This window comes from Paenibacillus sp. tmac-D7, from assembly GCF_006519665.1.
Classification (GTDB): Bacteria; Bacillota; Bacilli; order Paenibacillales; family NBRC-103111; genus Paenibacillus_G; species Paenibacillus_G validus.
In genome coordinates this window covers 1-24,998 of sequence record NZ_VIDW01000060.1, presented here as the reverse complement: position 1 = coordinate 24,998, position 24,998 = coordinate 1, and the positions used below count along the sequence as shown (strand labels likewise).

At 55.9% G+C, this 24,998-nt stretch carries 30 protein-coding genes and 1 riboswitch; of the genes, 3 read left to right on the top strand and 27 right to left on the bottom strand.

The genetic code is table 11. From position 1 onward, the window contains the following. Positions 1-266: 266 nt before the first annotated feature. The 3 genes from FKP33_RS24325 to FKP33_RS24315 all read right to left on the bottom strand — a co-directional run bounded on the left by FKP33_RS24325 (position 267) and on the right by FKP33_RS24315 (position 2,446). On the bottom strand, positions 267-1,040 hold the full coding sequence (locus FKP33_RS24325; protein ID WP_141336589.1) for a thiazole synthase: 774 nt from the start codon (positions 1,038-1,040) through the stop codon (positions 267-269). 63 nt (positions 1,041-1,103) lie between these two features. Next, positions 1,104-1,304 (bottom strand): sulfur carrier protein ThiS, encoded by a 201-nt coding sequence (thiS, locus tag FKP33_RS24320; protein ID WP_141336588.1) that lies wholly within the window; start codon positions 1,302-1,304, stop codon positions 1,104-1,106. Positions 1,305-1,392: 88 nt separating this feature from the next. Further along, positions 1,393-1,534, bottom strand: a riboswitch (TPP riboswitch). An 18-nt stretch (positions 1,535-1,552) separates the two neighbouring features. Beyond that, entirely contained in the window at positions 1,553-2,446 is an 894-nt protein-coding gene (locus FKP33_RS24315; RefSeq protein WP_141336587.1) for a nucleotidyltransferase-like protein, read from the bottom strand. Positions 2,447-2,591: 145 nt separating this feature from the next. Between FKP33_RS24315 and FKP33_RS24310 the strand changes: the two genes are divergently transcribed. Continuing rightward, the gene (locus FKP33_RS24310; RefSeq protein ID WP_127609918.1) at positions 2,592-2,990 is read left to right on the top strand and encodes a DUF2614 family zinc ribbon-containing protein; all 399 of its coding nucleotides are present in this window, start codon (positions 2,592-2,594) and stop codon (positions 2,988-2,990) included. A 74-nt stretch (positions 2,991-3,064) separates the two neighbouring features. Here the strand turns inward: FKP33_RS24310 and FKP33_RS24305 are convergent, their stop codons facing one another. The 12 genes from FKP33_RS24305 to FKP33_RS24250 all read right to left on the bottom strand — a co-directional run bounded on the left by FKP33_RS24305 (position 3,065) and on the right by FKP33_RS24250 (position 13,973). After that, complete coding sequence (locus FKP33_RS24305; RefSeq protein ID WP_258313546.1) at positions 3,065-4,732, bottom strand: glycosyl hydrolase family 18 protein; 1,668 nt, start codon at positions 4,730-4,732, stop codon at positions 3,065-3,067. Between the two features lie 180 nt (positions 4,733-4,912). Continuing rightward, complete coding sequence (perR, locus tag FKP33_RS24300) at positions 4,913-5,341, bottom strand: peroxide-responsive transcriptional repressor PerR (RefSeq protein ID WP_054798219.1); 429 nt, start codon at positions 5,339-5,341, stop codon at positions 4,913-4,915. 160 nt (positions 5,342-5,501) lie between these two features. Next, positions 5,502-6,761, bottom strand: a complete 1,260-nt coding sequence (locus tag FKP33_RS24295; protein ID WP_141336585.1) for a DUF4097 family beta strand repeat-containing protein — start codon at positions 6,759-6,761, stop codon at positions 5,502-5,504. A gap of 12 nt (positions 6,762-6,773) precedes the next feature. Further along, positions 6,774-7,406, bottom strand: coding sequence for a hypothetical protein (locus FKP33_RS24290; protein WP_258313545.1), 633 nt, complete (start codon positions 7,404-7,406; stop codon positions 6,774-6,776). 10 nt (positions 7,407-7,416) lie between these two features. Continuing rightward, positions 7,417-7,896, bottom strand: a complete 480-nt coding sequence (locus FKP33_RS24285; RefSeq protein ID WP_054798215.1) for an anti-sigma factor family protein — start codon at positions 7,894-7,896, stop codon at positions 7,417-7,419. Beyond that, positions 7,847-8,449: an RNA polymerase sigma factor gene (locus FKP33_RS24280; RefSeq protein WP_054798214.1), complete on the bottom strand. Its 603-nt coding sequence runs from the start codon at positions 8,447-8,449 to the stop codon at positions 7,847-7,849. The genes FKP33_RS24285 and FKP33_RS24280 overlap by 50 nt, the downstream gene beginning before the upstream one ends. 98 nt (positions 8,450-8,547) lie before the next feature. Beyond that, positions 8,548-9,246 carry an MgtC/SapB family protein gene (locus FKP33_RS24275; protein WP_054798213.1) on the bottom strand — a complete coding sequence of 233 codons (699 nt, stop codon included), beginning with the start codon at positions 9,244-9,246 and terminating at the stop codon, positions 8,548-8,550. A 159-nt stretch (positions 9,247-9,405) separates the two neighbouring features. After that, entirely contained in the window at positions 9,406-9,864 is a 459-nt protein-coding gene (locus FKP33_RS24270; protein ID WP_127609910.1) for a GNAT family N-acetyltransferase, read from the bottom strand. Between the two features lie 201 nt (positions 9,865-10,065). Then, positions 10,066-11,514: an Asp-tRNA(Asn)/Glu-tRNA(Gln) amidotransferase subunit GatB gene (gatB, locus tag FKP33_RS24265; protein ID WP_127609908.1), complete on the bottom strand. Its 1,449-nt coding sequence runs from the start codon at positions 11,512-11,514 to the stop codon at positions 10,066-10,068. A gap of 18 nt (positions 11,515-11,532) precedes the next feature. Then, positions 11,533-12,990 (bottom strand): Asp-tRNA(Asn)/Glu-tRNA(Gln) amidotransferase subunit GatA, encoded by a 1,458-nt coding sequence (gene gatA / locus FKP33_RS24260; protein ID WP_127609906.1) that lies wholly within the window; start codon positions 12,988-12,990, stop codon positions 11,533-11,535. Between the two features lie 28 nt (positions 12,991-13,018). Further along, on the bottom strand, positions 13,019-13,306 hold the full coding sequence (gatC, locus tag FKP33_RS24255) for an Asp-tRNA(Asn)/Glu-tRNA(Gln) amidotransferase subunit GatC (protein ID WP_054798212.1): 288 nt from the start codon (positions 13,304-13,306) through the stop codon (positions 13,019-13,021). Positions 13,307-13,595: 289 nt separating this feature from the next. Further along, complete coding sequence (locus FKP33_RS24250; protein WP_054798210.1) at positions 13,596-13,973, bottom strand: hypothetical protein; 378 nt, start codon at positions 13,971-13,973, stop codon at positions 13,596-13,598. A gap of 129 nt (positions 13,974-14,102) precedes the next feature. On the opposite strand from FKP33_RS24250, the gene FKP33_RS24245 reads away from it, so the two are divergent. Both FKP33_RS24245 and FKP33_RS27340 read left to right on the top strand, forming a co-directional pair. Continuing rightward, positions 14,103-15,191, top strand: a complete 1,089-nt coding sequence (locus FKP33_RS24245; RefSeq protein WP_181410266.1) for a HupE/UreJ family protein — start codon at positions 14,103-14,105, stop codon at positions 15,189-15,191. Between the two features lie 3 nt (positions 15,192-15,194). After that, entirely contained in the window at positions 15,195-15,362 is a 168-nt protein-coding gene (locus FKP33_RS27340; protein ID WP_181410265.1) for a hypothetical protein, read from the top strand. Positions 15,363-15,483: 121 nt separating this feature from the next. Here FKP33_RS27340 and FKP33_RS24240 read toward each other — a convergent pair whose 3' ends face one another. From FKP33_RS24240 to FKP33_RS27320, 12 genes are all read right to left on the bottom strand, one after another. Continuing rightward, a complete protein-coding gene (locus FKP33_RS24240) occupies positions 15,484-16,674 on the bottom strand; it encodes a M24 family metallopeptidase (RefSeq protein ID WP_141336583.1) in 1,191 nt (396 codons plus the stop codon). 85 nt (positions 16,675-16,759) lie between these two features. Next, a complete protein-coding gene (locus FKP33_RS24235) occupies positions 16,760-17,389 on the bottom strand; it encodes a hypothetical protein (protein ID WP_236595786.1) in 630 nt (209 codons plus the stop codon). After that, on the bottom strand, positions 17,337-17,840 hold the full coding sequence (locus tag FKP33_RS24230; protein WP_230876198.1) for a hypothetical protein: 504 nt from the start codon (positions 17,838-17,840) through the stop codon (positions 17,337-17,339). The genes FKP33_RS24235 and FKP33_RS24230 overlap by 53 nt, the downstream gene beginning before the upstream one ends. A gap of 84 nt (positions 17,841-17,924) precedes the next feature. Then, positions 17,925-18,083, bottom strand: a complete 159-nt coding sequence (locus tag FKP33_RS27335; RefSeq protein WP_164751948.1) for a hypothetical protein — start codon at positions 18,081-18,083, stop codon at positions 17,925-17,927. A 1-nt stretch (position 18,084) separates the two neighbouring features. After that, entirely contained in the window at positions 18,085-18,261 is a 177-nt protein-coding gene (locus tag FKP33_RS27330) for a hypothetical protein (RefSeq protein ID WP_164751947.1), read from the bottom strand. 28 nt (positions 18,262-18,289) lie between these two features. Next, the gene (locus FKP33_RS27325) at positions 18,290-18,457 is read right to left on the bottom strand and encodes a hypothetical protein (RefSeq protein WP_155615044.1); all 168 of its coding nucleotides are present in this window, start codon (positions 18,455-18,457) and stop codon (positions 18,290-18,292) included. A 5-nt stretch (positions 18,458-18,462) separates the two neighbouring features. Continuing rightward, on the bottom strand, positions 18,463-19,365 hold the full coding sequence (locus tag FKP33_RS24225; RefSeq protein WP_127609900.1) for a hypothetical protein: 903 nt from the start codon (positions 19,363-19,365) through the stop codon (positions 18,463-18,465). A gap of 27 nt (positions 19,366-19,392) precedes the next feature. Then, the gene (locus FKP33_RS24220; protein ID WP_127609898.1) at positions 19,393-20,376 is read right to left on the bottom strand and encodes a type II secretion system F family protein; all 984 of its coding nucleotides are present in this window, start codon (positions 20,374-20,376) and stop codon (positions 19,393-19,395) included. Continuing rightward, positions 20,373-21,875, bottom strand: a complete 1,503-nt coding sequence (locus FKP33_RS24215) for an ATPase, T2SS/T4P/T4SS family (RefSeq protein WP_244933027.1) — start codon at positions 21,873-21,875, stop codon at positions 20,373-20,375. Before FKP33_RS24215 ends, FKP33_RS24220 begins: the two co-directional genes overlap by 4 nt. 25 nt (positions 21,876-21,900) lie before the next feature. Then, positions 21,901-23,148: a CpaE/TadZ family protein gene (locus tag FKP33_RS24210; protein WP_054798207.1), complete on the bottom strand. Its 1,248-nt coding sequence runs from the start codon at positions 23,146-23,148 to the stop codon at positions 21,901-21,903. 2 nt (positions 23,149-23,150) lie between these two features. Next, a complete protein-coding gene (locus tag FKP33_RS24205; RefSeq protein WP_054798206.1) occupies positions 23,151-24,053 on the bottom strand; it encodes an SAF domain-containing protein in 903 nt (300 codons plus the stop codon). Between the two features lie 166 nt (positions 24,054-24,219). Beyond that, positions 24,220-24,998, bottom strand: a 779-nt coding sequence (locus tag FKP33_RS27320; protein ID WP_181410264.1) for a hypothetical protein, incomplete at its 5' end; no start/stop codon positions are given.

Genomic DNA, 24,998 nt, shown 5'->3' with positions numbered 1-24,998 from the left:
TCTCACGCCATTTCTTCTTTGTCATTTATTGTCGCTTCGTTTAGCGGCGACTTTTATAATATACCACATTCACCTAACTCAATGCAAGCATTTTTTATTTCCAATTCTTCACTGCTTGCTTCTCACCTTCTTAAAAGATAAGTCCTTTTAAGCGGCGAGAATTAATTTAACATATGCCTAAGTCGAAAGTCAAGCTAGTAGCCAAAATTTTTTTCTGTCTTAAAAAGAAGGGGCTGCGCAGTCTCCTGCGCAGCCCCTTCCCACCCCTATTCGATCATGCCTTCAACCGGACTGCTGGCTGATGCATACCGCTTCTTCGGTATTCGTCCGGCCAAAAAACCTTTGCGTCCGGCTTCAACGGCAAGCTTAAATGCCTCCGCCATTAAAGCAGGGTTAGCCGCGCCGGCCACGGCCGTATTCAATAACACACCGTCGGCGCCCAATTCCATCGCAAGCGCAGCATCCGCCGGACCGCCGATGCCCGCATCGACAATAATCGGCACCTTCGCTTCTTCAATAATAAACCGCAGGTTGCCCGGGTTCACAATCCCTTGGCCCGAACCTATTGGAGAAGCGCCCGGCATGACCGCAGCGGCACCCGCTTCTTGAAGCTTTCTTGCCAAGATTGGATCGTCCGACGTGTAAGGCAGCACGACAAAACCTTCTTCTACTAATATCTTGGTCGCTTCCAGAGTGCCTACAGGATCGGGAAGGAGCGTTCTCGGATCGCCGATGACTTCAACCTTGATCATATCGCATAGTCCGGACGCTTTGGCTAAACGGGCAATTCTCACCGCTTCATCGACGGTGTAAGCTCCTGCCGTATTCGGAAGCAGTCTGAATTTCCTCAGATCAAGCGTTTCTAGAAAATTAGGCGCTTCCGGATTGTCTATCGGCAGACGGCGAATCGCGAATGTGAGCACCTCGGCTTCCGAAGCCCGAACTGCATCCGCCTGAATGTCCAGCGACGTAAACTTGCCCGTGCCAAGCAGCAAACGCGATTTAAACTCATAGGGACCGATTTTCAACAGGTCAGTCATGTTATTCTTTCTCCTTTTCTAGTACGATTCTAGTACGATGGTTTAACTCAAGCTCAAGAAGACTTAACCGCCACCCACAAAATGAACGATTTCCAATTGATCGCCTTCCTGTAAGGGTGTGCCTTCATACTGATGCCGTTCAATAATTACACGGTTTAGTTCGACGACTAATATTTTGTGCTGCAACTTAAAAAAACCGAGCAGCTCCGCGACCGTCGTCACGCCGCTTACCTCGCGCACTTCTCCGTTAACGACCAACTTCAACGGTGTCCCTCCTCCGATTTTTGCCCGGCTCAAGCAAAAAAAGCCAACCTGTGCAGGTTGACTTCATGACCAAATGCCGAATGATCGCTCATGCATTCGTCCACTTCCCTACGCTGGCATCATCCAGTGACGTCCGCACGAAATGGCGCGGGCCGCCGAGTCAGGTTCCAAGGGTCAAAGAAAGCTTCTTTATCTCAGCCCCGCATCTTGAGGCTCCCCTAGTGGCTATTCGATTGTCTATCATTATATCATATCACCTGGTTTTTGACACCTCTGACATCCCGATATCGCAGCTCCAGCAATTTCAGTTCGGGATCGGCCGTCACTACAACCTCTTTGGCGAGCGATTTCTTGACGAGTTTATTCAACAGCAGAGGAAGTTCGTTCCTGACGTCGGACAGCCCCGGCGACTGCTGCAGCTCTTGCACACTCCAAGCTTCCTCGCGGCTGGCAAGTAAATTGAGCAGCGGCTTACAGCAGCGCTGCATTTTGGACATGACGGAAAACTCACATGCCAGCAGTACTAATTCGACCCGCTGCTTCAGTGTCTCTTTGCTCAAGGTAAGCTCCTCATACAGCTTGTATACGCCGGGATTGATCATTCTCACCTGGCTCCAGACCGTCACCTCCGGGTGGTAGCCCGCTTCGACAATCACGATGCGCGCCCAATGGTGCAGCGCTTCCAGTATAATGTTGTAAGCGTCAAGAAGGTGTTCTTCCGCCAAATAGTCTTTGCTCTGCGTGTAACTGCGCAAAAACTTGGAAAACTCGATCAGCAGCTTATGCTCCCTTAATTCGGCAGGGAACTCCAGCATCCGATGACGCAGACTCTCCAGATACGTTTCGCGATCCAAAAGTATCTCCCCTTTTAAGATCCAGAAAATGAAATTGCGCTGCTCGCCGTGCAGGATCAATTCGTCGAGCGACTCGGGAGTGATCCATCTTTCTTGTATACGCAACTTGTCTTTTATATAATGAATTTGTTGATGCGCACGATCGACTTGACTGCTGACGACGAGTATCAGATAATCAAAGCCGTCGGTTACGGCTGAATATAGCGACTGATGATCAACCGCAAGCACGCTAAGGACGGTGGCATCGTGCCGGAATCTTTGTAAACACTGGTGTTTTAACGATTCCATGAGTAGAAAAAAGCCCCCTGACTTAAAAGAAGCATGAATTGATCGTTATGTTCTATATTCTTATGTATTTCTACATGAATCCTCAATATTCCTGCATTTTTTTGTGACAAAACTCACAATTCTTAAGCGAAAGAAGTGACGTATCGTGCGATTCAAATCCAGTAAGGCTAACGAGTTCCGATTATGGGGATTGCTGCTTACGATGGGCGGCATGGCGCTTATGATTCTGGGCTTGGCGGGTATCGTTTTCGAATGGGGGACGGCCGGGCGGTTTTTCGCCGCGGTCGGAATGGTGATCGGCGCAATCATGATGCTGGTCAGCATGGGCATCTATTTCGCGGCCGGTATGATGTCCACAAGCGCTGTCGTCGTCGTTTGTCCGGAATGCGGCAAAGCGACGAAAATTATCGGCAAAACGGATCGATGCATGTTTTGTAAAACGATCCTTTCTTTGGACCCGGCTCACGCGCCCAAAGAAAACGACGAGCCCGTTGTCGGTGTAACCGATACCGTATCAAAAGAAGAACGCACGACGACTACGTAGTGTCGAGCCTAAACGAAAAAGCGGCTGACCTTCGCTCAGGGCGAGGGACAAGCCGCTTTTTTTGTCAGGCTATCTTACTTCAATTCCTCATTCACCCATTTCCAGGCTTCCGGCACTTCAAATCCTCTGCGCCATGAAGCGACGCCGGCCAGATCATACTTTTTAACGAGTGCGATTCTCGCCCGAACGCTCGTTTCGTCTTCAATCCAAATTTTTGCGGGCTTGCCTTCTTCCGTAAACTCCAAGTAATTTTGTCCGGACTCCTCGTCAAATTTCGCTTCGATCTTCTGTTCGCGCATAATCCGCTGGGGCATCTCCATAAATACGGCCCTGGAGCTGACGGTCGTCTTGCCGTCCTTCACGCCTTCCGTCCATACGCGAGAATAAAAGGGAATGCCGAGAATCAGCTTGGAGGGCGGGATTTTATCCTCTTTCAGCAGGCCTTGGATCGAGCTTTCTACCCAGGGCAAGGACGCGACGGAACCCGCTTTCGGACTGCTCGCCCAATGCTCGTCGTACGCCATCAGCATCATATAATCGACCGATTCGATCAGCGCCTTCCGGTCGTAAAACATCGACCACATTTCGCTGCCTGAGCGCGGCGTCACATCTATAGAGACGACGAGACCTTGTTCATGCAGAAGCGGCGTCATTTCCCGAACGAATTGAACAAGGTTCTGCTTGTCGTCCAGGTCGACATTCTCGAAGTCGATGTTAATCCCCTGCAGGCCATACATTTGAGCAAAGCTCAGCAGCTGCTTCGTCATCTTCATCCGCTTGTCGTAAGTGGATAAAGCTTCTGTCGTCCGTTTCGGATCAAAGCCATTGCTGAACAGCGCCCACACCTGGTAGCCTCTGGACTTCGCCCATTTCACGTAGGCGGGGTCGGCCAAATTTTGCAAATTGCCGTCGCCGTCCTGCAAGTGAAACCAGGTCGGACTGACGACATCGAGTCCGGGCATTGCCGGAATTTTGGATGTGTCCGGATTTTTACTGACGACGTGCTCCCAGGTCACGTTGATTTTACCGGTAATCGGCTGCTTCGGCATAAAAGCCGGTTCAGGCGCTTTGGCCGGTACGGTCTCCTCGCGGTCAGCAGCCAATTGCTCCTTGCGTAGGTAGCCTGTATAGCCGCTAACAAGCTGAACGCGATACCAATCGCCTTCTTCTCCCCATACGATCACGCTCTCCTGCTGCCTCAAATCGGCCAAAATCGGAGCTTTGATCGATGGGCTGCGCCGCATGTCAATCGTCTTATCGGGCTTCCCGTCATAAGCGACTGTCTTAAACCAGCGGATGGTCTCTCCTTCTTTAAACAGGAGAACCGCGCCCGTTTCGGCCGATTCGCGCAAATCGATCTGGTACAAATCTTTCAACGGTTCTATCGGCAAGTATAGCTTGCCATTCGATTTCTCCAGCGGGAACTTCAGCGTAAACGACTTTTCGTTAATCAAACCGGTCAATTCACTCGTTCGCAGCCGAACCACTTTATTTTGCGTCGTGATGATGGTGGACTCCGTTTTTTGCTCATAAACGAGGGTTGAATCGATCCGTTCTCGAACGGTTTCAAAAGACAGCTTCAGCGATTCCTTGCTGCCGATAGCCGAGTCTTTCATCATCCCTCCCTGATAAAAGACGGGTTTCGGATTTCCTTGAAAGTCGGGCTGCACATGCTGCCGATTCGGGACATAGACCGCCCAATAATAAGTGCCGAGGATGAGTGCGCAGCCGATAGCCAACATGAATAACAGCCACCTTATTGTGCGGTTCTTATTGCTGCGGGTTCCCCCGGCCGGTGGAAATTTCGAATCCATAGTTTCACTCCTGTGTGCGGTCGGGTTGTAAAAAAAAAGGACGCATTCGTTTCCTGCCTTACCGGCGGAAACCGAACACGTCCATTATACCGTAATTCTAGTAAACTATCATGTTGTCTTCATAGCGCACTCGGAGCAAATGCCGTAAACTTCCACCCGATGGCTCTTTACGCGAAATCCGGTCATCTCCCCGGCTGCCCGCTCCAGCTCATCAAGCGGCTTATAGGCAAAATCAACCAGCTTGCCGCATGATTCGCAAAGCGCATGATAATGATCCGACAGATCTGCATCGAACCGGCTGGAATTATCGCCATACGTCATTTCACGAACTAATCCCGCTTCGAGGAACACCTTCAAATTGTTATACACCGTCGCTACGCTCATGCTGGGAAACTGAGGAGATAGAGCTTTGTATATTTCATCCGCCGTCGGATGCGTCATCGTATTCAGCAAATAGGAAAGAATGGCGTGACGCTGCGGCGTCATCCGTACTCCCATCGTCTTCAGCTTATGAAGCGCTTGCCCCAATGCATTCATTGTGTTCACCGCCCAACCCAAGATAAACCGATACGCCATCCCATCCAAAAGACCGGCGCGCTGCCCTGGTGATGCGAGGGTAGAAGTCCAGCAACTTATACGTTCCGATCAACCAAGGAAATCTGTATCACTTTATTTTACCCGTGTTTTCACCTAATTGTCAATCGGACGCTTTGACGGATAGGGAACTGTTCGTTTCGATATGAATGGTATGTGCGCCGCTGCCGATCGTTCCGTGAATCGTCTTCTTCTCCACGGTAAGCGGCAGGTCGGTATGGACTGTACCCTGGTCTGCTTCACCATTCACCCGGTAATTGCCGCTTCTCGGTAGCTTTAATTCAATATCGCCGTGAGAAGTCTTCACGTCCCAATCGCCTTCGACCTGCGAAGAGACGATATGAACCTTACCGTTCGTCGTTTCCGTCTTCAATTGCTTGAACGCGCCGTCTGCCGAGATCGAGCCGTTGGTCGTCTCCGCCTCCAGCCCGCCCGTATGCCGGTTGACGACAAGCTCGCCGTTGTTCGATTCCAGTCGCGCGTCCCCGCGATGATCGGTTAACTCCAGACGGCCGTTGGTCGTTTCCAGCGAAATTTCGCCGCGTGTTTTTGCGGATTTCACTTCACCGTTCGTCGTTTTCAGGTGAATCTCGCCCTCCAACCCGGTAATCACAATCCGGCCATTCGTCGATTCGGCAGAGAACGATTGTTTGATCGGGAGCTGAGCCGCTTCAATTATTCCGTTCTTCAAATACAGCGACATGCTGGTCGGGTGATGCGAAGGCACGGTGATCGTCAAATCCATACGCGGTTTACGCTTGCCGATGAAGCCGGTGCCGTATTCTTTAGGCACGGTGCGAATATCCAGCGTACTGCCGTTCAGCGTATGTTCGATGGTCGAGGCTTCGGCGATTTCCTGGGCCTCGCTGTCAGAGTCCGTATTCACGTAGACGGTCAGATCAATCTCGACTTGGTCTACGCTTCCGGGCTTCACCATGATGTTCCCGTTCGTATTGTCGATCTTCACATTGTCAACATCGGATGGCATCGGGATTTTCGTGACGCCTTTGTCAAATCGCTTGCCGTCGCGGAACCCTTCGATCACGTCGCCGATATGAATGCCTTCAAAGCCTTTCAAACCTTCAAACCGCTTAAAAATGTCGGTGGTTTGCGTACTGAACAGTACGACGGCGGAAACGACTACCGCAAAGACAAGACCGCCGATATCGAGACGCAGCGGGCGGCTCCCGTCACCGTACCTCATGTTGTAAAAAATATATTCCAGTCCCAGCATAATGAACAAGGCCGGCCACCAATCCAGCAGCCGGCTCGCGAGCCCTGCATCCGTCAGTTTATCGGCGATGACGGCGCCTCCGACAAGCACGAGAATGAGGGCTGCGGTGTAGCGGCCTACTTTTAACATGCGGAACACTCCCTATTTTTTCATCGATTCTTTGAAAAACAAAGCAAGTCCAATCCCGATCAATATCAAAGCCCCGAACGTCGAGCCCAAAAAGTCGAATACCGAGTCAAGCCATGCCGGCTTGCCCGCAGCCAAAAACAAAATCACACCGGCCATGATAAGCAAATATCCGAAATTGTTGCCTTTGCCCCACTTCGTAGACGGCTTCTCTACCGCCGAGGTCAAAGGATCGAAGCCGGTCTGCCCCTGCAAATCGCCAGGTCCGCCCCACCCATTCACGCGATCGGTCTGCTGTAAAGCGTCAAAGATATTATAGAAATACACGACGGGGAGCAGTAGCGAAAACAAAACGATTAAAGGGATGCTTACGCCAATCGAAAAATAAACGATCGCAAAAATATCCAGCATAAACAGCACCATGATTCCGAGTCCACGCTGCATCAAACCTAAGTACAACTGACCGGTACCGGGAATCAGAAACGAAAGAATGCCGGAAATCCACTTGTTTTTGCGCGGGCGCTGCGGTACGAACGGATCATAGAGCGGCTTGCTCGATTGCCCCCATCGCTCCATCCTTTCTCGAAGGAACTCGTCCTCGCGATCTTGCTCCGGCTTGCTTATGTTGTTGGTTTGCTCTTCCATCATTTGATCCCCCTTACGAAAGCAGATGTCGTGAAACCGTCTCGACGGCTTGATATAGTTGAATGGCACCGTTACGTACGCCGGATTCCAGGCCGTCCGCGCTAAATGAAGTGATTTTGCCGATAATGCCGGTTGCGATAAACAGGTAAGTCGCCGCGATAGCAACCATCCCGTTCATCAGCTCCGAGCTTCGCTTCGGCTTACGGGCGGCTTCCGAGCGAAAAACCCGGTCAGACGGGCTGAGGGACGAGCTGCCGTCTCCCGAACGGGCATCGGTCTTCAGCGCTTGCAGCACCCGCTCGGACATGCCGGCAGGCGCGGATATTAGCGGAAGCTCGTTAAGCGCGAGCTCCACGTCCAGAAACGCGGAAAGCCGTTCTCTGCAAAAAGAGCAGTCGTTCAGATGACGCCGGATCCTTCTCGTCTCCAGCTCAGGGCAGCGATTATTCAGATAATGTAACAGCTCGTGATCTTTTGGATGTATGCCTGTCATGCCCGCCCACCTCCAACCATTTTTCTTTGAGCATCGATTTCCCGCGGTAAAGTCTCGTTTCGATTGTCTTGATCGGTAAACCGGTTACGCCTGCGATCTCTTGGTAGGACAACTGCTTATAATGGTACAAGTACATCACCAGCTTGTATTTGTCCGGCAAATCGGCAAGCAGCTTCTGTATCGTCTGCTGCTCTTCTTTCAAAAGCGTCTTGGCCTCCGGTTCTTCTTTCCGGTCTCCGAACCAGCCTTTCACTTTATCCATGATGGCTTCGTAAGGTTTGCGCTTCTGGGATCTGCGGTAATCCGTCACTAAATTGACCGTTAACCGATAAATCCAAGTCTTCAGCTGCGAATCCCCGCGAAAACGCTCCACCCCTCGGAATAGCTTCAGAAATACTTCTTGCGTCAAGTCCTCCGCGGTTTCCCGATGTTCGACCATGCGGTAAATCAGCGTATACACATAATCCTGATAGCGTTCCATCAGAATGCGGTACGCCGCATCATCGCCTTGACGGATCAGGTCGACCAGTTGTTCATCCGTCATGCTTCCCATCGTTTCACCGCCTCGGTTATGTTTCTCGAATTCTTAGACGAAGGATCATGAAAGTCCCCTTCATTTTTTCAAAAAAACGGAATCGTCTTTTCGTCGGGTTAGTCCAGAGACACAGAGCGCACGCCTTCCAGCCGCAGAAGCTCTTCGATCATCTCAGACACCTTGGCACCCTTGGATAAACGAACCGAAAGCGTGATGAGAATCCGCGCAGCCTCGTCCGCGTCGACAGGCGCTTCTTCTACGGATAGCTTTTGAATATCGCAGCCTTTGCTGCCCAGAAGCTGCGTAACCCGTCCCAGCAAGCTTGGAATGTCCGCAGCTTCCAGCTTCAGACTGCGCACTTTTCTATGGTGCATATATCGTTTCTCAACCAGATTAAGTACGAATAAGCTAATCAGTGCGAAAAAGCAGGCCAACCCCGCCGCATAATAAAACCCTGCGCCAATGGCTAAACCCATCGCCGCGACGACCCATAACGAAGCCGCCGTCGTCAGACCGGTAATCGATTTACCCGTATAAAGAATCGTGCCCGCGCCGAGAAAGCCTATCCCGCTAATCACTTGAGCCGCCAAGCGGGCCGGGTCCAAGCGCACGTTGTCCAGCCGGGCAAAATCGGCGAAGCCATACATGGACAGCAGCATCACCAAGGTCGAGCCTAAACAAACGAGAATATGCGTGCGCAAGCCCGCCGCGCGGCTGCTCCGCTCCCGTTCGAAGCCGATGACTCCGCCGAGCAGCAAGGCAAGCACCAGTCGAAGCGTGATGTGAAACGTATCTATCGTCCAAGGGTCTTGCATCGTGTAACCCCTCCTCTGACGGTCTGGCCGTTGAACACTATTTTATTACGAATAATTTTAGAACTTGACCTTTTCCCCAAAAATAACATGCAGCGAAAAAATAGGATCTCCCGCCACGAACAGGATGCACCCGGCTTGAAGGGGCAATGAGTCCGGAGGTCACGAGTCCACGCGCTTCATAAACTTCGTCATCGTAATGCCGGGGGCAAGCAGCTGCACATGCACGGGCTCGAAGCCATGTTTCTCGTATAGGTTAACCGCCGGCGTATTATTCGTTCCCGTCGAGACGGTCATGATCCCCCCAGGGACCGCAAATGATTCGATATGCCGTAAAAGCGCGCCCGCGATACCCCGCCGGAAAAAATCCGGATGCACCATCATCCGGCAAATCGTAAGCTCTTTAGCGCTTTGCCTGCAGGCGACGGCCCCCACCAGTCGGCCTTCCTCGAAGTAACCGAAGAACGATTCTTGTGAGTCTCGCAGCGACTGGGGCGAATCGAACAGCGGCGGAATTTCTTCAAAACCGACAAGCTCAGCCTCGATGCGATAAGCAATCTGCTGAAGCTCCAGAAGTTGAAGCACCTGCGGCATATCGTTCAAATCAATCGGATCGATCATCGCGTCCCACCTTTCCGTTGGATGCATATTATCAGAACCTGTTCCCCTTCGCAAGGGGAGAACGGATGCATGAGGGCTTTATACCCAGGTCAGAGACAGCGGGGCAAGGGTTCCCTTCCATAGAAGACACGGCCCTTTACGGCATGGAAAAAGGCCGTCTGCGCGCGGGCAGACGGCCTTGAATATGTTAATGTATACAGATTAACGGTTAAGGCGATCCAGGATTAACTTATTGACCAATCCGGGATTCGCCTTTCCTTTGGTTTCCTTCATGACCTGACCGACGAGGAAGCCGACTGCCTTGTCCTTGCCGGCTTTAAAGTCGGCGACGGACTGCGGATTATTGCTGACGATCTGATCGACAACTGCGGCTATGGCGCCTTCGTCGCTGATTTGCACGAGGCCCTGCTCTTCGACGATGGTCTGCGGATCTTTCCCGGTTTCGAGCATCGACTTAAATACGGTTTTGGCAATTTTGCTGCTGATCGTTCCTTTCTCGATGAGACCGATCATTTCGCCAAGACTTTTGCCCGTGATTTGCACATCGGTAATCTCCAGGCCGTTCGCGTTCAAATAACCGAGCAGATCGCCCATGATCCAGTTGGACACCGCTTTAGCGTCTTTGGTGTATTTCAGACTCTCCTCGAAGAAGTCGGCCAGCTTCATGGATGCGGTAATGACTTCCGCGTCGTAGCTTGGCAAGGCATACTCCGCGACGTACCGTTTCTTCCGCGCATCCGGCAGCTCCGGAATCGAAGCCCGGACTCGTTCCTTCCACTCGTCATCGATGTACACGGCCACGAGATCCGGGTCCGGGAAATAGCGGTAGTCGTGCGCCTGCTCTTTGCCTCGCATCGGAAGCGTCTTGCCCTGCGCCTCATCCCAGCGGCGCGTCTCCTGCACGACTTGGCCGCCGCCGTCAAGCACGTCCGCTTGGCGCCATTCTTCATACTCGAGACCGCGCTGTACGCCGCGGAAAGAGTTCATGTTCTTGAGTTCGGCCTTCGTGCCGAACTGCTCTTGCCCATAAGGACGAAGGCTGATGTTGGCGTCGCAGCGCAGCGACCCTTCCTCCATCTTCACATCGGAGACGTCGCAGTATTGCATGATCGCCTTGATCTTCTCCAAATAGGCGCGGGCTTCCTCCGGAGAGCGGAGGTCCGGCTCGGAGACGATCTCGATAAGCGGCGTACCGACACGGTTGAAATCTACGAGGGAGGCATACCCGCCGTCAACGTGCGTCAGCTTGCCGGCGTCTTCCTCCAAGTGAACGCGGGTAATGCCGATCCGCTTCGTTTCGCCGCCCACTTCGATTTCGATCCAGCCGTGTTCGCCGACCGGTTTATCGTACTGGGATATTTGGTACGCTTTGGGCGAATCGGGATAGAAGTAATTTTTCCGGTCGAATTTGCTTTCTGTCGCCACTTGGCAGTTCAGCGCCATGGACGCTTTCATCGCATATTCCAGCGCTTGCTTATTCAATACGGGCAGCACGCCCGGATGACCGAGACAAATCGGGCACGTGTGCGTGTTAGGCGGAGCTCCAAAAGAGGTGGAGCAGCCGCAAAATATTTTGGACTTCGTGTGCAGTTCGACGTGCACTTCGAGGCCGATGACGGTTTCATACTTTTTATCGGTTGCCGCTGTCACGTGAGGTCGCTCCTTTCATTAAAGCTGCGGGCGCTGCTTATGGAAATCGGTATGCTGCTCGTAAGCGTGCGCCACGCGCAGAATCGTCGATTCGTCGAGCGCCTTGCCGATCACCTGCAGTCCGATCGGCAATCCGTCCGCAAACCCGCACGGTACGCTGATTGCCGGAAGACCGGCTAAGTTGACAGGGATCGTCAAAATATCGTTCAAATACATCGTCAACGGGTCGCCGTGCTGCGAGCCTATGCGGAAGGCAGGCGTCGGCGCCGTCGGTCCGATGACGACGTCGTATTTCTCGAATACTTGTTCGAAGTCGCGTTTGATGAGCGTGCGCACCTTTTGCGCCTTCAAATAATAAGCGTCGTAATAACCGGAACTGAGCGCGTACGTGCCGAGCATGATCCGGCGTTTCACTTCATCGCCGAAGCCTTCGCTGCGGGATTTGAGGTAGACGTCCAGCAGGTTCTTCGGGTTGTCCGCCCGAACGCCGTAACGAACGCCGTCGAACCTTGCCAGGTTCGAGGAAGCTTCCGAGGAAGCAAGCAAATAGTAGGCCGCGACCGCATATTCCGAGTGCGGCAGCGACACCTCTTCTACGATAGCGCCGAGACCTTCGAGTGTTTTAAGCGCCGTGAGCACGGCATCTTTCACCTTCGGATCGATGCCTTGTCCGAGATACTCCTTAGGTACGGCGATTCGGAGGCCTTGGACGTCGCCGGTAAGCGCGCTGAGATAGTCGGGCACGTCGACGTCGAGCGAAGTCGAATCCATCGGGTCGTGTCCGGCGATCGCCTGAAGCAGGTAGGCGCTGTCCTCGACGTTCTTCGTCAAGGGTCCGATTTGGTCGAGCGACGATGCAAAAGCGACGAGCCCGAATCGCGAAACGAGGCCGTAGGTCGGCTTCATCCCGACGACGCCGCAGTAAGACGCCGGTTGGCGAATCGAACCGCCGGTGTCCGAACCAAGCGAGAAGAACACTTCGCCCGCTGCGACCGCCGCAGCGGAACCGCCGCTGGAGCCGCCGGGCACATAATCCGGATTCCACGGGTTATAGGTCGGATGGAAGCTCGAGTTTTCGTTGGATCCGCCCATCGCGAACTCGTCCATATTCAGCTTGCCGATCGTGACGGCTTCGGCTTGCTGCAGCTTTTTCACCACGGTGGCGTCATATATCGGGTTATAATTTTTGAGAAATTGACTGGCGCACGTCGTCGTGAGCCCTTCGGTCACAATGTTATCTTTCACGCCGATCGGCAGGCCGAACAGCAGGCCTTTGGAATCGTCGGTCCCCAGCCGCGCGTCGAGGGTCTTCGCCGTTGCGCGGGCTCTCTCCTCATCCAGCGCAAGGAACGCCTTGACCTTATCTTCCACCTGAGCGATGCGCCGATACGATTCATCCACCACATCGGTTACGGAAATTTCTTTGGCATGAAGCTTGTTATGTACGTCCTGCAAACGCAAATTCAACAACGACAAGCGGATATCCTCCCTTCAATGAAGCTAATTATTCCAGCACCGCCGGTACTTTAATTTGTCCGTCCTCTTCGTCCGGCGCGTTCAGCAGCACTTTGTCAATCGGCAAAGACGGCCTGACCGTATCTTCCCGCATCACGTTCACAAGAGGCATCGCATGACTGGTCGGCTCGACATCGTCGGTATCGAGCTGGTTCAGCTGCTCCGCATATTTCAAGATGGCGCTCAGCTGTCCGGCGAACCGTTCCTTATCTTGTTCGCTCAGCTCCAAACGGGCCAGCGCCGCTACATGCTCCACATCTTTGATGGTGATACTCATCCTCTGCACCTCGCTTCTTGTCTAATCATTCCTACTATTATAGCTTAGTTGCCTTTTTAACTCAATTACAGATACGGCGTGTGCAAGCGATGCTGCAGTTGATATAATGGAGGAACCGATTTCGCGTAAAGCTGCAAGCTGGCGGGGATTCATCTGGCGCAAGGTTACCTGCTAGGGAAGCCGCTTCCTGAGCCGTTGCCCGGTCATACGCTGGCTGCCGGGCTGTAAGAATCGCAAAAAGAAGCCGGACTCCTTGGCGGAATCCGGCCTTTGCCACGCTCGATTACGGTTAAATCCACGCCTTCAGATGAATTTGCCGAATGAAGTCTTGATTGGACTGTACGTCCTTGTTCGACTCCGCCGGCGCTTCCTCGCTGTCTCCGTTCATGATGCGTCGGAACAGCCCTTCGTTCTTCGTTGCAAGCGCAAAATCAATCAGCGCTTCGCGTTCAATGCGGTCGGCTTCCTGCGCAAGCAGCACTTCTTCCAGTTCGACATCGTCGCCAGGCACGAAGTGATGCTTGTTCGTCTTCGGTACGCGTACGACGTAATCAAACACATTATCCGCATTGCGATCGTATGCGATGATATATCCGTATTCGCCGATAGGCAAATTTTGTTCAAAGCTGTCCCCGATAATGATTACTTTTTGCCCTAAACGCAGCATGGTCGTTCCCCCTTCGCAAATCCGGCCTTAGCCCTCTTGATTCATGGTAGTGTTGGTATATGGGATAACTAGTTTCATAGCATATTCATTGAGAGGTGTATCATGAATCCGGCCTACAAGGGTTGTCGGTTGCTATTCTTAATTCTATTAATCATATCATTTTTTTGGGGGGTAAGCAACGATAGAGACACGGTCTACGCCCATCCGCTGAACAATGGTTATTCGTACCTGAACGTCGGTTTGAACGCCGTCGATTACGAGTTGTTCGTGCCGGAGCAAAGCCTGCTCGGATTCGATGTCGACGGAAACGGGCGTGTTCTGGGTAATGACTTGAACGAGCGGCGCGAGCAGTTGACAAGCTACCTGAGGGAGCATGTTCGTTTGATCCAGCAGGCTGAGCCGATGCGAATGACGTTGAAGGAGATGGAGCCGGCGGAAAAGGACGCTGTCTCCGGCGTCACCTTCCGGATGCGATTCGAGACGGACGCGCCGGTCAGCGGGTTCACGATCGAATACGGATTGTTATTCGATGACGTCGATCCGCTTCATCTGAATTTCGCGCTGATCGAACAAGGGGACGACCTCGACCAAGCGGTGCTGGACAGGGAGCATCGAACGTACGCGTATGCGGCGCTTCACCCGGCAGGATGGGGTACGGTCCTATGGACCTATTTCAAGCTGGGGGTCCTGCACATATGGACCGGGTACGACCATTTGCTGTTTTTGTTCTCCCTGCTGCTTGCCGTACAGCGCTGGGCGGACGCGGCATGGATAGTCACGGCCTTCACAGCGGCTCACAGCGCGACGCTGATACTGGCTGCCGTCGGGTTGTTGTCTCTGCCTCCGATTGGGGTCGAGACCGCGATTGCGCTCAGCATCTGTTACGTCGCCGCCGAAAACTTGGGGATGACTCGCCCCGGCTTGCGCCGCCGCCTCCTGCTGACGCTTGGCTTCGGACTCATTCACGGTGTCGGCTTTGCCGGAGCGCTTGAGGAAGTCGGACTGCCGCGGGCCTATTTCAACAGCTCACTCGTCAGCTTTAATGTCGGCGTGGAAGCCGGACAGCTGGGCGTGGTCGCCCTCCTTCTGCCGGCTTGGCTGAAGCTCGCCCGAACCGAAAAAGCGCGGCGGACGGTTACGATCGCCGGATCACTGCTCGTGCTCGGCTTGGCCGCTTACTGGGCTTTGGAGCGCGTCGGCTTGATCGCCGGAAGATAACGGGTGAGAGCTAACGGAGGTTCGCTCGATTGGATCCGGGAGACCGGCCGACTGCTTCGTGAAGCGGCGGGAAGCGGCTTGCCGCACTGGCGAAGCACGCATGGAAAAGCCGTACCGCCCGGTGAAGGGACGGTACGGCCTGTGTGCATCAGGAAGCCGACAATCGTATAAATCGATGTATCGGATTCAAGCGGCCCGGCGGAGGACATCCCCGGCATTAGAGCGTGCTGCGGGAACCCGCGGGGCGGCATTCGCGATACGTGACTACGCCGCCCTACCGCCCTTATCCAGCTTATAGCCGGATAAGGCCTTCGCGGGAAATCGTCAGCTTCTCGAAGCCGTCCGCCGTAATCGCATAGCTGTTCTCAATGCCGACGACGCCCCTGCCGGGAAACGTAAATTTCGGCTCGACGGCAATTACCATCCCCGCCTCGAGCGGATAGTTGAACCCGCGCGCGAGTACCGGAAGTTCGTCGACCTCGAGCCCGATGCCGTGGCCGAGGAACTTCACTTGATCTCTGCCGTAGCCCATATAATGGTCGGCCAGGCCGGCATCGTCTGCGAGCCGCAGCGACTCGGCGTACAGCTGCTCGCAGACGGTGCCGGGGCGCAGCAGCCCTTCGGCGCTGCGAAGGATGCGCTCGGACGCGTCATAAGCGTAGGCCAGGTCGTCCGGCAGCGAACCGAATACGACGGTACGCGTTTGGTCGATGACGTAACCGCCGATGCAGCAGCCGACATCCATCAAGATCGGTTCGTTCGTCTCGAACGGGCGGCGGCTGGAGCTTTGCGGACTCGCAGCAGACAGGCCGAGCCCGCCCGCCGGACCGTCGAAATAGGTGGGCGTCGCCGCAGCGTCGCCGGCCCCGAGCATCCCCGTAATGACTTCCTGGTTGTACCCGCGCAGGCGCATGATCCCGATATGGCCGCGTTCGCGAACAAAGTACTCCATGCGGCTCATCGCTTCGAGCTCGGTCATTCCCGGCTTCAACCAGCCAAACGCATCCTCGAATGCGTCGTTAATCACGCGGGCGGCGCTGCGAATCGCTTCGATTTCAAACGGCGATTTGATCATCCGGGTTTCGCGAATCAGCGCCGATCCGTCCTTCCACTCCACGTGCGCCAAGGATTGCTGCAGCCTCTGGAAGAGCTGCACGGGCAGCACGTCGAATTCGGCGGCCAGCTTGACCGGACTCCGGCCGGTGGTGGCGGCAAGATCCGGAAACGCAGCTCCCAGCTGTCCGGCAAACTCGCGCAGCGAGCCGAGCGGCTCAACCGGCCAAGCCGATTCTTCCTCTGCGCGCGCGACGCTGCGGCGAACGAAAAACTTCGGATCTCCCGAAGCAGGGACGATCAAATACCCCGTTTGCATCGAGCCCGCCAAATAATACAAATCGACATTTTGCGTGACGACCATGCCGTCGAAACCGCCGGTCTGCAGCTTGTGCTGCAGCCGTCCCACCCTCTGTTTGTATTCGCTCATACTCCTGCCTCCCGTATGTACCGTTTCATCATGCATGCTCTAACCTTACACGCTGTATCACGGTCATGTCAAAGGAGACGGACGCCTATCGGAACCGGACGCTTGCGACGCTGCTAAGGACGATCGGCTCCTTTCGGCCGAGCCCGAGCAGCGAGCGCTCCAGCTCGACAACGGCTACAACGGACGGACCGTAGATCGTGACGCGGACGTTTCGCGTCGTTTGAAGATTGCCGCCTTCGCGCACCGTAACCGACCGGACCAGCTCGTAGGGATAAGTCGAATGCGTGACGAATTCCAGCCGGTGTACGACAGGAGCGGATTCGAGCGGACTGCCCGGCTGAGGCGTCAGATCGCCGTTCAGCTTGAAATTCAACCGTAAATAACGGAGAAAATGAGCTCTGCCCGCGGCTTCGTCCCAAACGAGCCTGCCTAGAGCCGCTTCGCCGGGATCGAGCTGAAGCGAGGCGGCGCGTACGGCATGATCGAGCAGCGGCTTCGCTCGGCTCAGGCTGTGCCCGTGAAGCAGCCAATTCCAGGCGACGACCCACAGGAACGAGGCGGCGGCCACCCCGAGCAAAGCGAACAGCACCAGATGCAAGCCGCCCTGCTCGTCGTTCCAAAAGCGCAGCACCCCCGGTGCATTCGCGCCTACCGCAGACCGGCTACTCATATGCTTCGCTTTGGCCATACAATTCCAGGCGATAAAAGCCTTCATGCTCGGACGGACTCGCTCCCCCGCCGACCGCGCGCAGCATGCGGGTGACATTCGGCGCCGGATAGGTGACGACGAGCTTCACGACCGGATCGGCCGCGCTGCGCAGCACGAGCGAACCGGTGCTGCCGGCGTAGGAAGGATATATCGTTCCGTTCAAGTTCACGCCCTCCATGCCGAGCTCGGCAAGGCGAGCGGTTAAGCGGTTTCGAATGTCCGGGCTGACGTATCCGACGGCCTCCGCCTCCTTCAATGCATGGTTGGCTAACGTATGAAGATGGTTCGCTTTCATCGCGTACACGAAGAAAGGAACGATAGCGAAGGACAGAAATAACAGCAGCGGCATCACAAACAACGTTACGAGCACGTTGGCCATGCCCCGCTCGTCCCGCCATACCCCGAACGCGAACTCAACCGCGCTATTCGAACTCTGTGCGTGACGCATGCGGTTCATATGTTCGATCGCCGCCTGGCTTTCCGACCGTTTCTCTTTTCTCCAATAAGGGAGGACTCCGCCGAATATTACACTTCACCTCCGTCAATTCGTTACGTAATCGAAGCTGCGGATTTTCATGGTCATCGTGTCGTGGCCGTTCCGCACCTCGTCCTGAAGCCCGCCGGCGCCCGGTCGGAACACATACGTACAAATGCCGAAAATGAAGACGACCATCAGGCATAAGATTACGATTTTACTCATCTTAAGGCGCCGTTGCGGTCACGTTGCCGTTCGTCTGATTGACCGTAGCCGTCGTGATGCTCGTATTGATGCTGCCGCCTTTGGAGCCGACGGCGGGCCCGATTCGAGTGCCGGCGACAAACATCGCCGCCCCTCCCAGCAATACGGTAAGCAAACACGCAATGACCAATTTCCCCATACTTTCTGCACCCTTTCTTCATGAAATCTTATTGAAACGCTGCTTCAATGCGTGCCCGGGTTTGCGTTCCAGCCGTTCCCGCAGCAGGCGCCAGCTGGCTCCCGACGACATATAACGCGGTGCCGCCGAGCAGCACGGTGACAAGCACGGCAATCACGAGCTTGGACAAACCGGATTTCCCCCCTTCTTCAGACAAGCTCCTTATCCTTGAAAGCTCGTCCTTAACTGCTCTGAAATCGATACCAGCCACGGGTACAAAAACAGCAGCACGATGACGGCAAACGGCACCATGATGTAGAAGCTGATCCAAATCGGCGCATTCTCCAGCTTACGATTAATTTCAGCCGATAGCGTCGCCTCAATGCCTGCGGTTTGCTCCTTCAATACTTTAGCCACCTCATGCGAATCCGCCCGGCGAATCGCCTCTAAAGCATTCACAAGCGGATACGCCTCGGAAATCCCGACCCCATCGCGAAACCGCCTTATCGCAGTCCCGCGGTCCTTTCCCCAAAGGACGGCGAGCTCCTGCAAGTAAGGCTTGAGCAGCACGAGCGGCCGGCCTGCGCGAAGCAGCAGCTCCCGAATATCGGCTCGTTCGCTCACGCAAACGGACAAGCGATGAGAGAGCTTGGCAATCTCCATCAGCAGCCTCGCCTTACGGGAATGCCCCGCCGCCAGCAGCCCAACATGAGGCAGCGACCACCCGGCCCCGAAACCTAGAATAAGCTTAACCACCAGACCAGCATCCGGGGGAAATGAAAACGCCGTACCCGAAATTCGTTCGGCAGCCATATGCGCCATCCCCAGCAAGCCTGCCAACGTGGCGCCAAGCAGACCTTGGAGCTGTCTATAGCGGGCAAAGCTCCATTGCGCGGAAACCCCGGCCAAACGGGCTTTCTCGAGAAAAGCCCGCTCTTTGGCGGATCGCTTCTCCGCCTCGCGCGGCGTTAACCGGCTCAAGCGTTCCCGTTCCCGGAGCCGTTCCAGCATAAACGCGAGCCGGCTTGTCCGTCCGATCCGTATCGTACCCGCCAGCGTAAAGGAAAGCATGGCGCTGCCCACTGCAAACATGCCCAGCCAACCATATCCTCCAAGCCCGTTCATTGTTCACCTCCTTCCCGCACGCGAATTTCAGAAAGCCCGGCGGCCCGAACGAATGACCAGCAGCATCGAGACGAACATGACAGCGAACGAAAGAAGCAGCAGCGTTTTCCCCACAGGGTCAACAAAATAATGACGGTAGTTGTGCGGATCGGCGTACACATTAAATCCGATAATAAAAAAAGCGAAAAATACCATAAACGTAGTGCCGATCCGATATACCGTAATCATGGCCAGCCGATTTTCTTCGTGCCGTTTGGACGTCTGCATCTTGCCGACCAAGTGGTGAAGCGATTCCGTCATATCGGTTCCGTAATGAACCCCGATCAGCAGCAGATCCGTCAGGTCATGCGCCCATTCGTTGTCCACCCGCTCGGCAAACTCATACAACGCTTCGTCGATCGACTTCATATGCAGGGCGAGCTCCAGGCGGCGCCACTCTCCGCGGACCTCGTCCGGCATCGTCGGCGAGCAGCCCGCTATCACCTCGGCGAGCGTCAACCGCGGCCGATAGTGTCCGATTATATTTTGCACGACCATGATCATCCGCAGCGCAATTCTTTGACGCTTGCGCTGCACGCGAAACCGGATCAGGATGTACGGGATCGAACCGGCTATTAGCGACACGACGGCGCTCAAGGGCCATACATGAACTTCGCTCAACCCCGCATCGCCTAATGCGATATGCCGGGAAGTCGTTTGCAACAGTGCATCCGAGCCGAACAAGCCGACCAGCCCAAGCAGCAGCATGCCGGTGATGACAGTCTCCGCCCCCAGGCTAAGTCCGGCCAAATCCAGCTCCTCCCTCAGATGGCGAACCGGCTTGGCAAGAAGCAGCCGCTGCAGCCGCGACGACTGCGAGGCAGAGCGATACAACGCCGGATGCCGACGGCGGTAATCCCAGACGGCGGTTAGCCGCCGCTGCAGCCATATCGTAACCGCCAGCGAACCGGCGGCCCAGATACCGAGCAGCATGTTTTTCGCCGCCGCATACCAGACCAGCGAATCGTTCATTCGTCCCACACCCCCAAGGCTTGAAAATCGCCGGGCTGCGCTCCGCCCGCAAGCAAGTGATCGGTCAGCGATTTACTGAACCGTTGTCCGGTAAACCGCCACGTCTGCGCCGCATAATCCCACTCGACGAGCGGGCGGACGCATACCTCTTGACGCTCATTCACCGAAAGCTCGGTGATCTCGGTGACGACCCGAACGGGCCGGCCTGCTACATTCACAAGGCGCAAGAAGATGAGCACGTTAAACGCTCTCGCCACCCGCCGCATCGCATCCCCCGCATCGTGATGACGGCCGTCTTGCTTGATCATATCGACCACGTCGCTGACGAATGAATCGCGGTACTTCGTATGCATCGTCCCCATCATATCGTGTCCGCGCAGCGCGCCCTGCACCATTTGCGCCACTTCGGCCCCTTTAGCCTCGCCGACGATGACCCAATGCGGACTCATGACCAGCAGCGGCTTGAACGACTCTTCCATGGAAAGCTGGATGTCCTCCACTTCCCGTACCGCCAAAATGTTTCGCTTCCCCCGCAGCCGCTCGCGCAGCGCCACCTCGAACTCCTTCTCCAAGGTCCGGATCCGTTCCGATTCGGGAATTTCACCGGCCAGTGCGAATAAAAACGTCGTTTTTCCGGTTGCGGTGCCGCCTCCGATCAGCAGGCTGGCATGATGCCGCACGAGCAGCCGCAGCAGTTCGGCCATCGGCTCATTCAACGTTTGCAGACCGACCAATTGCGAGAGCGTAACGTCCTTGACGATGAAATTGCGAATATGAATGCTCGGCACGTCGGAATACGGCGGACGAGTCATGACGAGTCGCGACCGGTTCCACATGTACGACTGAACGAACGGCTTCCGTTCGTTAATCGGCTTTTTCCCGCAGAGCGCCAGCCGGTCCTGCAGCCGCAGGACGTCTTCAAGCGAGGAGAACGTCCGGGAATGCCGCTCCATCCGACCTCCTTTCAATAAAAATATATCGGCGCCGATCACCTGCACTTCCTCCACATCGGGCAGCCGGTACAAATCCTCGATCAAGCCGGCGCCGCACGTTTCGGCAAAGATGCATTCGGTCGGCGTTAAGGGCGCGATTAGCGTCGACGGTTCGACATGCAAGCGGTATTCGACCAGCAGCGTCTCAATAACCGCCTTCATGCGCCACTGCGCCATCGGCTCGCCGAGGCCGGCTTGGATAATGTCTTCATACAGCGGCTGATCCGTTTTGGAGCGTTCCGTCAAATGCTCATAGATCAATGCGGCGGCAGCCTTTAGCGGGAGCCTCCGTTCTCGGCGGGTTTCCGCCGCTGCTGCGTTTGCCGGGTTTGCCACAAGGCCGTTCCTTACGAAGTGCTGCCCCGCTTGCGTCAGCTCCTTCACGTACCGCGCTGCGTCGAACCTGACGCGCGGGCGCACCGAGTACCGCATTTCGGTTCCCGATCCTTGCGGTTCTGGCGGCCCGACAGCACCTTCGGCATCGTTATTCATCCACCCGCTCGACATGTTCTTCGCTCCTCCTCTCCAGTCTCTAGCCGAACTTCGCCGCGAACCGATGGAGCCAGCTTATTTTCGGACGTACGGCCGTTACGGGTGCGGCACCCGCCGACATAGCTTCGTCCTGCCCGTCCAGCTGCGCTGCGAGTCCATCAATACTGGCGGTGAATGGTTCGGCGCCCGGCCGATCGTACAGCGGAACGCCTTCGTCGGCGCTGGCGAGTCCCAATCCTCCGGGCACGTTCGGTACAGCGGCCGCCAGACGCATACCCAAATAATCGGCGATCCGCTCCGGCCTGTCCCCGTCATACGACCGATTCACGATGAGCGATACGTCTTTGGGCGCAAGCCCGCAGTAAGACCAAAAGCAAGCGTACCATTCGCCCCAGCTTGTCCGATAAGACGCATACCGGTTTTGCGTGACGAGCCAGCGGTGATCCGCTTCCCGCACGGCACAAATCGTAGCCGCATTATCCGGATAACTGTTGACGTCGATGAATGTTACATCGAAAGCTTGACGCGCCGCCGCGATCAGATGGGTCATCATCTCCGGCGTCACGTCCTGCGCCGTGTCCCGCCTCGGAGATCCGGGCAAAATGTAAAGCGGCAGCCGCTGCCGGTAACGAATGCAAGCGCCGACCAGCTCTTCCGGCCGCAGCCGCTGCGTCTGCAGCTTGGAGCGAATGACAAACGAGGCCATGCCGGGGTCGTTCACATTCAGGCGCGCCTTCACTTCCGGATTGCGCAGATTAGCGTCGATCAAACCGACGCGAATCCCGCCGCGCGAAGCGAGCGCCAGCGCCGTATTCAACGCAACAGTCGTCGCGCCGTCCTTGCTTGCTGCCCCCCACACGGTCACGACCGCTCCGTTCACAGCGCCCGGCTCCTGCCGGTACGATTCGCGGACAGCTTCGCCCTGCAGAAACGAGACGAAGGCCTCGATCCTACTCCGGCCCTCTATACCGGCCGGCAGGACAGCAAAGGACAACGCATCGGCAAGCCGGCAAATCGCTTCCATCATAAACGAGTCGGAAACCGTCTCATCGAGCGCCACCATAATTCGCGCCTGAGGCTGCAGTCGGCGCAGGGCCGGCATCCAATCCCAGGGATAGGCGTCATATCCGATACCGCTATGGACAGCGATGGCATCATAGGGTTCGGCGAGCCGGGAGAACATCGCTTCCCGCCCCGTCACTTTATCCGGCGCGACTGACCAAGCCTGCTCCCGTTCCAGCCCTTGCTCCGGCGTCTCGCTGTCCGGATATGCGATCAAGGTTCTCATCGTTAGGGTTTCACCTCCTGTGTTCGCGCTTGCGACGGTTGCGCGCGTTGAGCCGGTTGCGCAGAAGGCTCCTGCTTCGGCGCTTCGGACAGCGCGACCTTCGGGCGTACTGCCGCCGCTTGCGGTTCCGGCGAGAACGCGTCCGCCTCCTTCAGGCGCGTATAAAGCTCGGTCACTTTGCCTCCGCCCGTCATCCGGGTCGTCAAATCCGGCAGCGCCAGCTTGATGCGGCCTCCGGTGCCGCCGATCACATAAGCCTCATACACCTCATCGCTCATGATATACGTGTTGAGCTCCGGCTTCCCGTTCGGCTTGGAGCGCGTCTCCTGCAGCGCGGCTTTCGCCGAGGGAATGATCGGATCGAGCGTCCCGCCATCGACGACCTCCTGGCCTTCCGCCGTTTTGACCGCCGCTACCGGCAACTGTTCAATAATTTTGACCGCCCCCACGCCGGTGATTACACCTGACGGGTCCGCAATCGCTCTGGGCGATTCGAATTCGACCCATACATCGACTCGATCGCCGCGCCGTACCATATTGTTGACATTGACAGTCGCGTCCGTTTTAAAGCTAAAATAACGTTCGTCGTTCAACGGCGTCATGCGCGTATCCGTCAATTTCCACGGCAGCAGCTCCTCGTCGCTGTCGATCGGAACCGTTACGGTTTGGCCTAGCACGAATTGCGGATTCGTGACGGCTTGCGGATGATGCGCCGCTTGAGCGATGCGGACGGTTCTCAGCATGCTTGCCTCGATCACCTGTCCGCTCTGCAGCAGACGAACGGGCTTTATCGTTTCCATCGACTGCATCTCGACCTCCGTATGTTTCATGAAATACCAGTACCCGCCGACCGAACAAGCCATCAGCAACAAGCCGAGCAAGCCGCCGATCCATGGTTTTTGCAAATGACTCCCCCTTCCTGCCTCAAGACGTCTGCTACACGCATCCACTAACTCACGGCATTAGGCGTAGCGAAAGCGCTGCGGCCATTTCAATTCCTGCAGCAAGCTTCGCCTTACTTTTTTCCAACGGGAACGAAACATCGCAAGCTCCTCCTCCCTTTACGATTTATCATGGGTCCAGCGCCAGCAGGCGGCGAAGGAATCTCGGCACAAGCGACGGGGAAGCCGACCGGCGCACCGGTTTAAGCTCTGACGGGAGCCAGCGCTCCACCCAAGCCAGCACGGCTTGCGTCACGATCGGATGCTCAACCGGCAAGCGCCCTCTCCACCCGCTCTCCGCAACGCCCGCAAAATCGACCGCAGGCACGAGACAGCCCGGACGTTCCGGGAGCAGCCGCAGCCAGGCCGCCTGCTCCGCGCGCGGCAAGCATTTGTTGGCAAAGCCGTACAACCGGCGTCCCGGCCGGACTTCGTCCAGCAAAAATTGCAAACGCCGTCTGCTCACGGATAATTGAAGCTTGTGGACGAGCGGGTCGACGACATAAATGACGTCGGTCGCCGTTTCCAATAACGAACGCGTCTCCGGTTGTTCCCAGCGATCGCCGATATCGACGATCAGGACCGGCCGCCGCACCGCATGAAACAGCTTCAACCAAGCGCCCGCGTCAGCGAAGGCGGAAGCCCCCTCATCGGCAGCGGTTGCCGATGAGGGCAGCCACAACGTCTGCCCCCGCTCCCAGGCCGGCCCCTCGGCCCGCAGCCCGCCGCCGTCTTCGTCATAGTAGCGGTAATGCGGCGGCGCGTGCTGATCCGCGAACAACAGCGCGGCCAGCTCCGCGCGCGGCGAAGGCGGCTCGATCACGGCGTGCGCCACGCCGCGCTCGTGCAGCGCCTGGGCCAGCGCCAGCGCAATGAACGTCGCGCCCGCGCCGGCGTACAAGCCGCCGA

Coding starts and splice junctions, on each gene's coding strand:
- perR (WP_054798219.1), bottom strand. CDS start 5,341: ATGAATGCATTGGGGCAAGCGCTTCATAAGCTGAAGACGATGGGAGTA.
- FKP33_RS24290 (WP_258313545.1), bottom strand. CDS start 7,406: ATGATGGAAGAGCAAACCAACAACATAAGCAAGCCGGAGCAAGATCGC.
- FKP33_RS24230 (WP_230876198.1), bottom strand. CDS start 17,840: ATGAACCGCATGCGTCACGCACAGAGTTCGAATAGCGCGGTTGAGTTC.
- FKP33_RS24275 (WP_054798213.1), bottom strand. CDS start 9,246: ATGCAAGACCCTTGGACGATAGATACGTTTCACATCACGCTTCGACTG.
- FKP33_RS24250 (WP_054798210.1), bottom strand. CDS start 13,973: ATGCTGCGTTTAGGGCAAAAAGTAATCATTATCGGGGACAGCTTTGAA.
- FKP33_RS24285 (WP_054798215.1), bottom strand. CDS start 7,896: ATGACAGGCATACATCCAAAAGATCACGAGCTGTTACATTATCTGAAT.
- FKP33_RS24325 (WP_141336589.1), bottom strand. CDS start 1,040: ATGACTGACCTGTTGAAAATCGGTCCCTATGAGTTTAAATCGCGTTTG.
- FKP33_RS24305 (WP_258313546.1), bottom strand. CDS start 4,732: ATGTTGGCTATCGGCTGCGCACTCATCCTCGGCACTTATTATTGGGCG.
- FKP33_RS24280 (WP_054798214.1), bottom strand. CDS start 8,449: ATGGGAAGCATGACGGATGAACAACTGGTCGACCTGATCCGTCAAGGC.
- FKP33_RS24215 (WP_244933027.1), bottom strand. CDS start 21,875: ATGTCGAGCGGGTGGATGAATAACGATGCCGAAGGTGCTGTCGGGCCG.
- FKP33_RS24210 (WP_054798207.1), bottom strand. CDS start 23,148: ATGAGAACCTTGATCGCATATCCGGACAGCGAGACGCCGGAGCAAGGG.
- FKP33_RS24240 (WP_141336583.1), bottom strand. CDS start 16,674: ATGAGCGAATACAAACAGAGGGTGGGACGGCTGCAGCACAAGCTGCAG.
- FKP33_RS27330 (WP_164751947.1), bottom strand. CDS start 18,261: ATGGGGAAATTGGTCATTGCGTGTTTGCTTACCGTATTGCTGGGAGGG.
- FKP33_RS24225 (WP_127609900.1), bottom strand. CDS start 19,365: ATGAACGGGCTTGGAGGATATGGTTGGCTGGGCATGTTTGCAGTGGGC.
- FKP33_RS24295 (WP_141336585.1), bottom strand. CDS start 6,761: ATGTTAAAAGTAGGCCGCTACACCGCAGCCCTCATTCTCGTGCTTGTC.
- FKP33_RS24270 (WP_127609910.1), bottom strand. CDS start 9,864: ATGATCGATCCGATTGATTTGAACGATATGCCGCAGGTGCTTCAACTT.
- FKP33_RS24235 (WP_236595786.1), bottom strand. CDS start 17,389: ATGAAGGCTTTTATCGCCTGGAATTGTATGGCCAAAGCGAAGCATATG.
- FKP33_RS24315 (WP_141336587.1), bottom strand. CDS start 2,446: ATGGAATCGTTAAAACACCAGTGTTTACAAAGATTCCGGCACGATGCC.
- FKP33_RS24220 (WP_127609898.1), bottom strand. CDS start 20,376: ATGAACGATTCGCTGGTCTGGTATGCGGCGGCGAAAAACATGCTGCTC.
- FKP33_RS27335 (WP_164751948.1), bottom strand. CDS start 18,083: ATGAGTAAAATCGTAATCTTATGCCTGATGGTCGTCTTCATTTTCGGC.
- gatC (WP_054798212.1), bottom strand. CDS start 13,306: ATGAGTATCACCATCAAAGATGTGGAGCATGTAGCGGCGCTGGCCCGT.